This is a genomic window from Neisseria sp. P0014.S009 (assembly GCF_051958155.1).
In the GTDB taxonomy this organism is placed as follows: Bacteria; Pseudomonadota; Gammaproteobacteria; order Burkholderiales; family Neisseriaceae; genus Neisseria; species Neisseria flavescens_C.
On record NZ_JBQCVS010000158.1, the window covers coordinates 1 to 258 of the forward strand.

Here is a 258-nt window from a genome sequence, read left to right on the forward strand (position 1 = left end):
TGTTCCTCCAGATATCTACGCATTTCACCGCTACACCTGGAATTCCGCATTCCTCTCCTGCACTCAAGCCAACCAGTATCAGAAGCAGTTCCCCAGTTAAGCTGAGGGATTTCACATCTGACTTAGTTGGCCACCTACGAACCCTTTACGCCCAGTAATTCCGAACAACGCTTGCCCCCCCTGTATTACCGCGGCTGCTGGCACAGAGTTAGCCGGGGCTTCTTCTCTCGATACTGTCAGTCCCACAACGTATTAAAT

The 258-nt window shown here is 51.2% G+C and carries 1 rRNA gene; it reads right to left on the minus strand.

From position 1 onward, the window contains the following. Positions 1-258: ribosomal RNA gene (locus ACTHS4_RS12110) — 16S ribosomal RNA — on the minus strand; the annotation flags it as partial.